Here is a 12,067-nt window from a genome sequence, read left to right on the forward strand (position 1 = left end):
ACTCATAAAAAAAACTGACATGAAGCTTTAATGTCTGCATTTCACAACAAAGAAACACCAATAAACACACTTGAAATCCACAAAAGAGCTAAAATAATGTAATAAGAACGTGTGTTTAGATGTCTAATGCTCATTGATTGACGCTGTTTAGGCAGCAGGAGGGCAAGATGAACACCATGACAGCTGATAAACAGGGTTATGACTTAAGCCTTACCAATCTTAAGAAAGGCTCGGTATTTGGCGCGCTTTCCAGTGAAGCCATTGAATTTCTTTTAGCGCAAGGTAAGTTAATCGAAATACAAGAAAACGACATGGTCTTTCAACACAACGAAAAAGGGGACAATTTTTTTATTGTGTTGCAGAGCCAAATTGACTATTACAAGCAACACAAAAACCACCAAGCATACACGCGCAGCATTTATTTTGGTGAAGCCATTGGGTTTGTTTCAATGATTGCGCTACATGACCGAGTAGGCAATGCAATCGCTAAAGAAAAAAGCCTGCTTTTAGCAATAGATAGTCGGCTCTTCAGTGATTTCCACGACAAATTCTCATTTGATTTTGGCATACTGCTTTTGAATTTATCACGCGAGATGGCAAGAGCCGTAAGAACGCTTGGCAACGCTTTGGTAATCAGCTCTTTGGACAAACAAGAATAGCCATTACGTGGCTATTCTTGCTGTTTGTGGAGTTACTTTTCTGCAGCAACCACTGAAATTTCTACTAACAGCTCAGGTCTTGCCATACGAGCCTCAACACAAGCTCGCGCTGGTGCAAAACCTTCTGGCACCCAAGCATCCCATACGGCATTCATAGCGGAAAAGTCTTTCATGTCACGCACATAAATGGTCGCTGATAAAATGTGCTCTTTGTCTGAACCTGCTTGGTCAAGCAAAGCTTCTACTTTAGCCAGCATAGTGCTTGTTTGCTCTTCAATGCCTGCATTAGCGTCTGCTGCAACCTGACCACATAAATAAATGGTGCCATTATGCTTAACAATACGACTCATACGCTGACCCACTTCTAAACGCTCAATTGCCATTACTTTTGCCTCTTTAGGGATTAATTTGGATAAAATAATAACAAACTTAAAAAAGCATTAAGCACTATTATGAAATGAATTTAAAGCATATAAAACCAAAAACGGTTAAAATTCCAGTCCTTTCTGAGCTTTCACCCCTTGCTTAAAAGCATGTTTGACTTCTTTTACTTCACTCACTGTATCAGCCAGCGCAATCAGCTCATCCGATGCCCCACGCCCTGTCACCACCAAGTGCTGACCTTCTGGACGCTCCATCAAGGTGGTCAGAACCTGGTCCTCATTGAGGTACTCATAATGCAGCAGATAAGTCAGCTCATCTAATACAACAAGGTCATAGTCAGAGTTCGTTAATAAACCTTTTGCCTGAGCCCATGCCAGCTCAGAAGACGCTAAATCTTGGGTTCTATCTTGGGTGTCCCAGGTAAAACCTGACGACATGATGTGCCAAGTCACATTGGGATGGGACTGAAAGAAACGAATTTCCCCTGTATCCCAATCCCCCTTTAGGAATTGCACAACACCTACTTTTAAGTCATGCCCAAGCGCCCGAGCAATCATGCCTAAAGCCGAACTGGATTTGCCTTTGCCGTTACCCGTTAGCAACACCATGGTGCCACGATCTTCTTGTGCTTTAGCGATACGGCGATCAACATGTTTTTTGATCGCTTGCATACGCACCTTATGCTGCTCGGGGTCTTTTATCACTTTCGCCATTTAGTTAGCCCCCAGATTAGATACGATCGTCTTCTGGATCATAACCGAGATTCGGTGCTAGCCAGCGCTCTGCTTCGTCCTTGGTCATACCGGTACGCTCTGCGTAGCTATCTACTTGGTCTGGACCAATTTTACCAATACCGAAATAGTTGGCATCTGGGTGCGCAAAATACCAACCACTTACAGCAGCTGTGGGCAGCATGGCGTAGCTCTCGGTAATTTCCATACCAATACGCTCTTTCACATCCAACAACTGCCATAATTTGGACTTTTCAGTATGATCTGGACAGGCAGGGTAACCTGGCGCAGGACGAATACCAGCGTACTTTTCTTTTATAAGCTCGGCATTGGTTAATGACTCATCGCTGGCGTAACCCCAAAGGTCTTTACGGACTCTCTCATGAAGGTATTCTGCAGTTGCCTCCGCTAAACGGTCAGCCACTGCTTTAATCATAATGGAGTTATAATCATCATGATCTGCTTCATACTGAGCAACTATATGGTCAATTCCAAAGCCAGCAGCACAAGCAAATGCCCCCATGTAATCCGCTACACCTGAGTCTTTCGGTGCAACAAAATCCGCCAAGCTTTGATTGTATTTACCTGGCGCAGTCAACTCATTTTGAATCCGCAAGAAAGACAGAGTTTCCACTACCTCAGCGCGGTCTTCATCTCGATAAATCTCAATATCATCATGGTTCACCTGGTTAGCAGGGAATAAACCGACAACAGCTCTTGCATCAAGAACCGCATTATCAATTACATAGTCCAGCATCTTAAGGGCATCTTCATACACTCGTGTTGCTTCTTCACCTACCACGTCATCGGTTAAGATTCGTGGGTAAGCGCCGGCTAGCTCCCAAGTTTGGAAGAAAGGCGTCCAATCAATGTAATTACGAACGCATTTAAAATCGATATCTTGATCTTGTAGAACGGTGATACCAAGTTGGTTTGGCTTGCTTATTTGATCTTTGAAATCAATCGGCGTTTTGTTTGCGCGAGCTTTTTCTAAAGAGACTCGACGGCCTGCTTTTGCTCTGTCTTTGTATCGTTTGCGAGTTTTTTCGTAGTCCAGTTGAATTTCATCAATGAAAGCTTGGCGCTTTGCTTTATCGTCACTTAATAAGGTGCTGGCAACACCAACACTTCGCGATGCATTTGTAACATGAACCACCTGATTACGCTTGTAGTTTTGTTCTATTTTAACGGCGGTATGGGCCTTGGACGTCGTTGCGCCACCAATTAGCACAGGGAGATCAAACCCTTGTCGCTCCATTTCTTTTGCCACATGAACCATTTCATCTAACGACGGTGTAATCAAACCAGACAAGCCTATCATGTCTGCACCTTCTTCTTTGGCCGTACGCAAAATAGTTTCAGCAGGCACCATGACACCAAGGTCAACCACTTCAAAGTTATTACACTGTAAAACGACCCCAACAATATTTTTACCAATATCATGGACATCACCTTTTACCGTCGCCATGATGATTTTGCCATTGCTAGACGAGACTGTGTCCATATTGCGGGCTTTTTCTTCTTCAATGTAGGGCATCAAATAGGCTACAGCCTTTTTCATTACTCGTGCCGACTTCACCACTTGCGGCAAGAACATCTTACCTGACCCAAACAGGTCACCCACTATGCCCATACCATCCATTAGCGGCCCTTCAATCACCTCCAAAGGACGGTCAAAAGCCAAACGCGCTTCTTCAGTATCTTCGTCAATAAATTCTGTAATACCTTTCACTAAGGCATGACTTAGGCGTTCAGCAACCGGTAAACCACGCCACTCCTGAGTCTCTTTTTCGGCAACCTGACCAGTACCCGCAAATTCGCCAGCAATGGCCAATAGGTTATCAGTGGCATCCGCTGTTCTATTTAGTACCGCGTCTTCAACGGCATCTCGCAATTTCGTCGGAATGTCTTCATACAATGCCAACTGACCGGCATTAACGATACCCATGGTCATACCTTGCTTGATAGCATGGTATAAAAACACCGCATGTATCGCCTCACGAACAGGGTTATTGCCCCTAAAAGAAAAAGAAACGTTCGATACACCACCTGAAACTTTGGCGTAAGGAAGTTCACGGGTGATGTCACCTGTTGCCTCGATAAAGTCAAGAGCATAACGGTTGTGCTCTTCAATACCGGTTGCAATGGCAAAAATGTTAGGGTCAAAAATAATGTCTTCCGGCGCAAAGCCTACTTTATTAACCAAAACGTTATAAGAGCGTCGACATATCTCAATTTTTCTTTCTCGGGTATCTGCTTGCCCCACTTCATCAAACGCCATAACAATAACAGCAGCACCGTATTTCATTAACTTACGAGCTTGCTCTACAAACTTTTCTTCCCCTTCTTTTAGGGAAATAGAATTCACGACGCCTTTACCTTGAATCCATTTCAGCCCTGCTTCTAAAATCTCCCACTTAGAAGAGTCCAGCATGATAGGCACACGGGATATATCAGGTTCTGAGGCAATCAACTTTAAGAAGCGCTCCATAGCCGCTTGAGAGTCCAGCATGCCCTCATCCATGTTGATATCAATGATCTGAGCACCATTCTCAACTTGTTGTCTGGCCACATCCAAAGCGGTATCAAAATCCCCTTCTTTAATAAGCCTTTTAAACATGGCAGAACCGGTCACGTTGGTTCTTTCTCCCACGTTCACAAACAAACTGCTTTCGTCGATATTAAATGGCTCTAACCCTGACAAACGACAGGCTTTCTCGATCGCGGGAATTTCCCGCGGCTGGGAGTCCGCAAAGGCATCAGCAAACGCTTTGATATGCTCAGGAGCCGTACCACAACAACCACCAATCACATTGATAAAGCCCGACTCTACCCAGCCTTTAATCTCTTCGAGCATTTCTTCTGGGGACTCATCATACTCACCAAAGGCATTAGGTAAACCGGCATTAGGGTGCGCAGAGACATAAGTATCTGCAATGCGAGAGATTTCTTCTACATATTGACGCAGCTCTTTAGGCCCAAGCGCACAGTTCAAACCAATAGTTAGCGGCTTAGCATGGGCGACTGAGTTCCAAAAAGCTTCGGTTGTTTGGCCTGATAAGGTTCGACCTGAGGCATCGGTAATCGTGCCGGAAATCATGATGGGATAACGCACGCCGGTTTTTTCAAAATAGTCCAGCACAGCGTAAATAGCGGCTTTAGCGTTTAAGGTATCAAAAATGGTTTCTATTAAAAGCAGGTCCACGCCCCCTTTGATCAAGCCATCAATGGCAACCGTATAGGCGCTTACTAACTCATCAAAATGGATGTTTCGAAAACCGGGGTCGTTGACATCTGGAGAAATCGTACAGGTACGACTAGTCGGCCCTATGGCACCGGCAACAAAGCGAGGTTTATCAGGATTTTTTAGAGTAAATTCATCCGCCGCCTCTCGTGCTAGGCGAGCTGACTCAAAGTTCAACTCATAGCACAGTGACTCCATGTTGTAATCCAACATAGAAATATCATTAGCGTTAAAGGTATTAGTTTCTATGATATCCGCACCAGCGTCTAGATAACTGGCATAGATTTCTTTGATTATGGTGGGTTGAGTAAGTGATAAAAGGTCATTGTTACCTTTCAGATCGCTTTCCCACTGAGCAAAACGTTCACCCCGATAATCCTCTTCCTCAAGTTTATAAGCTTGAATCATGGTGCCCATTGCACCGTCTAGGATTAGCACGTTTTCTGCTAAGCGTTTTTCAATAATCGAATAGGAATCTGACTTTACCACTTGAAACACCACCATAAAAAATAATATGCAGGCTAACTATACAGAAAAGCACGCGCAATGGTGTTGAAATTTAGTAATGCAAAGTTGAAGGATTCAGTAACTTCCTAGCTGTTCTTTGATTTATTCACTCTACCCACTAAGAAACCACCAAGTAACCCTGCAAGTATGGCCGCAATCCAATAGCCATATTTACTCACTAGGTCATCGTTGGTTAGGGTAAGTGCTTTTTTATCTTGATAAACCAATCTAGCAATGGACTGCTCTTGGTAAGACATATTCTGAACAACAAACAAGTTCATTTGCGCATTGGGCTTTTCATTCAGCCCCGATAAACGCCAGCGCCATTGCAAACGCCCTTCGTCCACAACGGATTCCACTTGCTCAGCACTGATCATGTTTATGTCGCTGTCTGTAAGAAGTTGTGCTTGGTAAGTTTGACCCGCAACAGGCGAGTTCAAGCTTGCTGTCACGATCACCTCGAAGGTATCGTTCAAAGACATTTGACTTGGCACTTGCCAAACAACTTCTTTTATTTCGGTATTAAGCTGACCTTGAAAGCCCGCCATTTGAGCTCTGACTGAAATGGCCTCATTTTCTTGGTCTTTATTAATTTTTTGCAGTTGCGCTAAGGCGCTTTCCACTTCTGATAAGTGAGCGGTCATTGCTTGCAACTTGGTTTGGGTAGCCAGTAGATCGTCAGTGGCCTGCTCCAGTTGCGCACGAGTTGCTTTGTTTTCTTCTTCGAGCAGCTCTCTTTTAGCATTCAAAGCGGTCAGTTCAATCTCATACACTTCTTGTTTATCGAGAAAGTCTTGTTGCATTCGGGCAAATTCTTGCTGAATACTTTGCACTTCTTGATTTCGAATTTTCTGCTGCTCTTTCATAAAGGCCAATCTTGCCGATAAACCTTCAACTTGTGATTCTAATTCTGTGTTTTTACTATCAAGGGCCGCAATCAAGTCTCGCTGATCCTGATCGTTTACAACAGGAGTAGTATTGGCAACCGTTTGCTCTGTGTTTGGCTGTGATTGGGTTGTTTGCAAGCCTTGTTGGTTAAACGCTTGAATCTTGTCCCATAACACCTGATGCTGGGCACGTACATCTGATAGCGCCCCGCCAAGGCGTAAATTCTCCGCCTTTAAATCACGAATGGTGCGCTCATTTTCAGTGTTTTCGGTTTTAAGGGCATCATATTGATCTTGCAAACGTGCATTTTCCCCTAGTAACGACTGATACTTCTTATTGAGCACGAAGTGGGCAGAATCTAAGCGCTGGAAACTATCATTTAACTGCAAAAATTCACGGTTAATGACGCTGTCTTGCTCAGCAGAATCCATATCGGCTTGACGATTCTGAGTCAGTTGACTGGTTTGCTCTAAACGTGCAATTTCATCTTTGAGTTTAGTATTCTCAAGCTTAAGCGCTGAGTACTTTTCTTCAAGCTCACTACGAAGTTGCTTCTCAATGGTAAGTTGATTCAGTAATTCAGCATTGGCTTCTTGCTGCTGCATGGAATAGATAATTTGATCTTTTTCATCAAGCGCTTTATGCAAAGAGGCCAATTCCTGATTGTTTTCCAGCAAGGCTTGTTCTAGCTCTGTGATCTTTGCGGCCTGGGACGCTAGCCTGTGTTCATCTTGAGTTGGCTGAGAGGAGTCTTGGGCAGAGGCTTGGGACTCATTAGCTTGAGCTTCTCCAAGTACTGTATTCTGAGTCTGTTGGTTGGTTGTGGAACAGGCCGTTGTCAAAAGCCCAAGGGTAAAAGGAATAAGTAAAGCCTTGCTCTTGTTCATTTTCAACGCCACCCCAACTTAACATTTTAATTTGTAAGTATTTATGACAGATTTAGTAAGATAATGCAAAGTCTGAGAAGCTACAGCCTCTCAGACTTTGATCAAACACTAAGCCAGACTTTTAGAAACAACCTCAAAGACATCTGTCGATAAAGGCCCTTCCATCACCCTTTCCAATTGCTGTTTCATTTTTTCACTCAAATCCGGACGCATTTTTCGCCAGCGAGTCAGTGGTGTACATAAACGAGAAGCAATCTGCGGATTACGCTTATCTAATAAAATGATCTGATCTGCTAAGAAACCATAACCAGAACCATCTAGCTGGTGGAAACCATTTACACTTTGCGCAAAGCCACCTAAAACGGAGCGCAGCTTATTTGGGTTTTTAATGTCAAAGGCTGGGTGTTCCATTAAGGCTTGGACCGTCTCTAACTGCTGATCTTTCTCTTGGCTGGCCTTAAGCATCAGCCACTTATTTACCACCAATGGCTCATTTTGCCACTGCTGATAAAAAGATTCCAAAAGATCATCCGCCACTGACAGTTGCGCTTTAACGGCAATGGACAAAGCAGCAAACTGATCCGTCATGTTATCGGCATCATGATATTGCTTCACTAATGCCTGCGTTGCTAGCTCACTCTTGGTTAATGCCCAATAGGATAAAGCGGTATTTTTCAAACTACGTAAGGCGATATTTTCTGCTGTCGCTTGATAAGCACCACTGCGTTGGTTGGCTTGATATACCTTGGCAAAGGGTTCTTGCAAGGCGGTGCCAATGGTGAGCATAAGGTGATTTCGAGCGTGTTTTATAGCATGTGGGTCGATTTCGAGAGCAATTTCAGATAAGTAGGCTTGGCTTGGTAACGCAAGTATCAGGGCAACCATGGCTGGGTCTAAGCTTTCGTCATTAAGCAGTTTTCTGAAACCCTCAATAAGTTGGGAGTCACTGTTCAGCTGCTCCCCCTGTTTAACCTGTTCGATCAGTAGGTTCAGTTCATTCACAGCCAGTTGCTGGGCAGCATTCCAGCGGTTAAAACCGTCTGAATCAGACGACAGCATCAACAACAGTTGCTCTGGGCTGTAGTCGTAATGCAACTTAACTGGAGCAGAGAAGCCTCTTAATAAAGAAGGTACTGGCTTACTAGAGACATTTTCAAAAGTAAATACTTGATCTGCTTCCGTCAGCTCTAAAACATGTTGCGTGGTTTGTTTTCCTTGATAGTCAGCACTTAGTTCAGAGCCATTCTCGGCCAACAGCCCAACTTTAACCGGAATGTGCAATGGCAGTTTGGTTGGTTGATTTGGCGTCGCTGGCGTTGTTTGAGACAAGGTCAGCTGATAGCGTTTTGATTTTTCGTCATAGTCATCTTCAACACGAACTTGAGGCGTACCAGCTTGGGCGTACCAACGAGCAAATTGACTCAAGTCTATGCCTGAAGCATCTTGCATTGCAGCGACAAAATCATCACAGGTTACAGCTTGTCCATCATGTCGCTCAAAATACAGATCAGACCCTTTACGGAATAATTCGTCACCTAATAAGGTGTGAATCATGCGGACAATTTCTGAGCCCTTTTCATAAATGGTTAAAGTGTAAAAGTTAGAAATTTCAATAAATGAAGCCGGGCGCACAGGATGAGCCATTGGCCCTGCATCTTCCGCAAATTGAGCGGTACGCAAGAAGGACACATCCTCAACTCGTTTCACCGTGTCAGAGTGCATGTCAGCAGAAAAAGTCTGATCCCTAAATACGGTAAAACCTTCTTTTAAGCTTAATTGAAACCAGTCACGACAGGTGACTCGATTACCCGACCAGTTATGAAAGTATTCATGCGCCACCACAGCTTCAACTCGCAAATAGGCATCGTCTGTGGTGACTTTTGGGCTCGCCAATAAACAAGAAGAGTTAAAGATATTTAGCCCTTTGTTTTCCATTGCCCCCATGTTGAAGTCATCAACAGCGACAATCATGAATATATCAAGGTCATATTCACGACCATACTTTTCTTCATCCCATTTCATGGAACGCTTAAGCGCCCCCATGGCGTAATCTACTTTGTCAATGTTATGAGCTTCAGTGAATATTTGTAGCTTTACCTCACGACCCGACATGGTTGTGAAAGTATCATTGAGCACGCTCAAATCACCCGCAACTAGTGCAAACAAATAGGCAGGTTTTGGAAATGGGTCGTGCCAGACAACATAGCTTTTACCCTCTTCTGTTTCACCACGTTCTATCTCATTACCATTCGATAACAAAATGGGGTATCGGTTGCTATCAGCAATGATTTTAGTGGTGAATACGGACATTACATCAGGACGATCTAGGTAATAGGTAATGTGACGAAAACCTTCTGCTTCACATTGCGTGCAAAACATTGACGATGAGCGATACAGGCCTTCCAAGCGAGTATTGTTTTGGGGCTCAATCAAGGTTTCACAAGTTAATATAAAGGCGTCCGCAGTAGCGGTAATAATAAGCTCATTATCTACTAGCTGATATTCTTCTTGAGGTAATTGATAGTCGTCCATAGCGACGGCTACTAATTTCATATCAGGGCCACCAGACAACACTAATGGCTGTGTTGACGTACCAGCTTCAGGATTACGCCTCATATGCAGCCTGGAGGTGACCACTGTGACCGCTTCATCTAAATCAAATGTTAGTTCTGTTTTATCAATTAGATAAGCTGGTACTTGATAATCTTTAAGATATATTGGTGCTGGTTGACTGTCTTTCATAATTTATTCCTGAAGCATGAAATTTGCTTGATAGCCGGTGTACTTACGCAGGTTAATCACGCCCGTATCAAGAATCAGATACTGGCCTTTTATTCCCATCAGACACCCTTCAATCATGGGGGTTTTCTCTGCATTAATGCTAGTAACCTTGGTTGGATACTCTAAAACCGGGTATTCAAATTGATGTGTTTCATTACAATCAGATAAATCAACGATGGACTGAATACCAAACTCAGCTTGCAACGCATCTAACCCCTCATAAACGCGATCGATCAGACGTTCTTGTTCTACTTCCAAATCCATTGGACCGCCCAAGCCTTTGAGCATGTTTCGCCAATTGGTTTTATCTGCCACATGCTCTTTAAATAAGGTTTCAACCAAACCAGACATACGTCGATTCGTTACCTTAAAAATGGCTCTTCCTTGAGTTGCTCCTTGATCAAGCCATCGAGTAGGCAGTTGATCACCACGGGTTATACCAACTTTTAAAGCTGAGGAATTGGCCAGATAAACATAATGACTTTGCATGCAGAACTGTTCAGCCCAATCTGGCTGACGGCAAGTACCCAAATGGTAATGACACTTTTCTGGGCTCATAATACAAGTATCGCAAGAGGCCAGTTTTCTAAAACAGTTAAAGCAATGACCTTGGGCGAAGGATTTCTTAGTCACTTTATGACAGTGAGTACAATGAATGACGCCTGTAAAGTTGAGACCAATTTTTTTGCCAATTTGATCATTCATATTAATGCTGTCATCACCTAGCGACAGCTGATAGGAAACTTTTCCCTGCTCTGCACTGGCGGTCATTTTGCGTATGTCACCCATTAATGACATTAATTTTGCCCCTTGCTGTTATCAATCCATTTTATCGTTTCATGCTCAGCGGTGTCCGTTTTACTGTCACATCCAGTATGCACTTGGGTGTCAATAAAACCGACCCGTTCCTGCTCAGATTTAAATTGATAATCGTAAGTAATAACAGCTTGTAAGCAGAGCTCTTGCTGCTCTTGAGTTAATCGTACGCCATTAGGCCACTTACCCAATTCAACCGCCAGTTTCAAACTCTCATAGACTTCGGGTGACATATTGTCGATCATTTCTTTAAAGTTCATATTTTCTCTCTTTACCACGACTTAGCGAGTTCGCAACTTCATAAATAAAAAATACAGTACAGACAGCATACAACCGCTCACCAAGCCAATTAAATGGGCCGTGTTGGCAATGTTTCCAAGGCCAATGGATTCAGGAATCGGGCTATAACCGACTAATAGCCAAATCGTAAAAAATGCCATTAAAGGTTTGCTAATCAGCCTTGGCCACTTTGCCAAGAGCATAGGCATGAGCCAAGCGAAGCCCACTAGACCATAAACCACACCAGACAAACCACCAAACAGAGGGTAACCTTCCCAGCTAAACTGCATTAAATTACTAGCAACCCCAATGGTCAAAAAGCCCAACAACCAGCCTAGTTTTCCCACCAGCAATTCGATCTTCCGACCCAACTCCCAAACCCAAAGCAAGTTAAAGATCAAATGCAAAACACTAAAATGCAAAAAACTGGGGGTAAGGAATCGCCACCACTGGCCATCAGACACCACTTGAGAAAGAGTCTGAAAATGAATTCGGTTACCGTAAATATCAAAAGGCACTATCGACAAATAACCAATCACATCTAAATTTTCACCCAGTTGTGTGATAAAGGCCACGATGGCGGTAACAGCGAGGATAAGACAGGTCAAAGGGGTATGCGCAATAAACCAAGCAATGGATTGGCCTTGTAAATTTGATTTTGGCCTAATGACTTCATCCACAATGAAAGCTGGATCATGCCATTGGCGGATCAAGCTTTGCACATAATCAAGATCACTGGCGCGATTGAGCCATAAGGCTTCACCTTCTTGATCAGAAACAATTTGGTGTGGGATTTTCTCTTCCCAAAGGCGCTTAGCCAAGGAAGCAGGATCTTCGTTCGCTTGGAAACGATAAATCAATATCATGGTGAAGCCGCTACCTTATGAAAAA

General features: G+C 43.6%; 9 protein-coding genes. 1 reads left to right on the forward strand and 8 read right to left on the reverse strand.

Going from position 1 to position 12,067, the window contains the following annotated elements; translation table 11 throughout:
• Nucleotides 1–167: 167 nt before the first annotated feature.
• Nucleotides 168–659, forward strand: a complete 492-nt coding sequence (locus ACYVGZ_RS00150; RefSeq protein WP_460749468.1) for a cyclic nucleotide-binding domain-containing protein — start codon at nt 168–170, stop codon at nt 657–659.
• A 32-nt stretch (nt 660–691) separates the two neighbouring features.
• Here ACYVGZ_RS00150 and ACYVGZ_RS00155 read toward each other — a convergent pair whose 3' ends face one another.
• From ACYVGZ_RS00155 to ACYVGZ_RS00190, 8 genes are all read right to left on the reverse strand, one after another.
• A complete protein-coding gene (locus tag ACYVGZ_RS00155; RefSeq protein WP_460749471.1) occupies nt 692–1,042 on the reverse strand; it encodes a RidA family protein in 351 nt (116 codons plus the stop codon).
• Nucleotides 1,043–1,147: 105 nt separating this feature from the next.
• Complete coding sequence (gene cobO, locus ACYVGZ_RS00160) at nt 1,148–1,756, reverse strand: cob(I)yrinic acid a,c-diamide adenosyltransferase (RefSeq protein WP_460749474.1); 609 nt, start codon at nt 1,754–1,756, stop codon at nt 1,148–1,150.
• Between the two features lie 16 nt (nt 1,757–1,772).
• Entirely contained in the window at nt 1,773–5,507 is a 3,735-nt protein-coding gene (metH, locus tag ACYVGZ_RS00165; protein ID WP_460749476.1) for a methionine synthase, read from the reverse strand.
• Nucleotides 5,508–5,611: 104 nt separating this feature from the next.
• Nucleotides 5,612–7,300: a hypothetical protein gene (locus ACYVGZ_RS00170; RefSeq protein ID WP_460749479.1), complete on the reverse strand. Its 1,689-nt coding sequence runs from the start codon at nt 7,298–7,300 to the stop codon at nt 5,612–5,614.
• A 108-nt stretch (nt 7,301–7,408) separates the two neighbouring features.
• Nucleotides 7,409–10,042: an aminopeptidase N gene (gene pepN, locus ACYVGZ_RS00175; RefSeq protein WP_460749482.1), complete on the reverse strand. Its 2,634-nt coding sequence runs from the start codon at nt 10,040–10,042 to the stop codon at nt 7,409–7,411.
• 3 nt (nt 10,043–10,045) lie between these two features.
• Complete coding sequence (locus ACYVGZ_RS00180) at nt 10,046–10,879, reverse strand: DUF2797 domain-containing protein (RefSeq protein ID WP_460749485.1); 834 nt, start codon at nt 10,877–10,879, stop codon at nt 10,046–10,048.
• On the reverse strand, nt 10,879–11,157 hold the full coding sequence (locus ACYVGZ_RS00185; protein ID WP_460749487.1) for a YeaC family protein: 279 nt from the start codon (nt 11,155–11,157) through the stop codon (nt 10,879–10,881). The genes ACYVGZ_RS00180 and ACYVGZ_RS00185 overlap by 1 nt, the downstream gene beginning before the upstream one ends.
• A 21-nt stretch (nt 11,158–11,178) precedes the next feature.
• Nucleotides 11,179–12,042 (reverse strand): rhomboid family intramembrane serine protease, encoded by an 864-nt coding sequence (locus ACYVGZ_RS00190; RefSeq protein ID WP_460749490.1) that lies wholly within the window; start codon nt 12,040–12,042, stop codon nt 11,179–11,181.
• Nucleotides 12,043–12,067: the final 25 nt, after the last annotated feature.

The organism is Marinomonas epiphytica, from assembly GCF_054780655.1.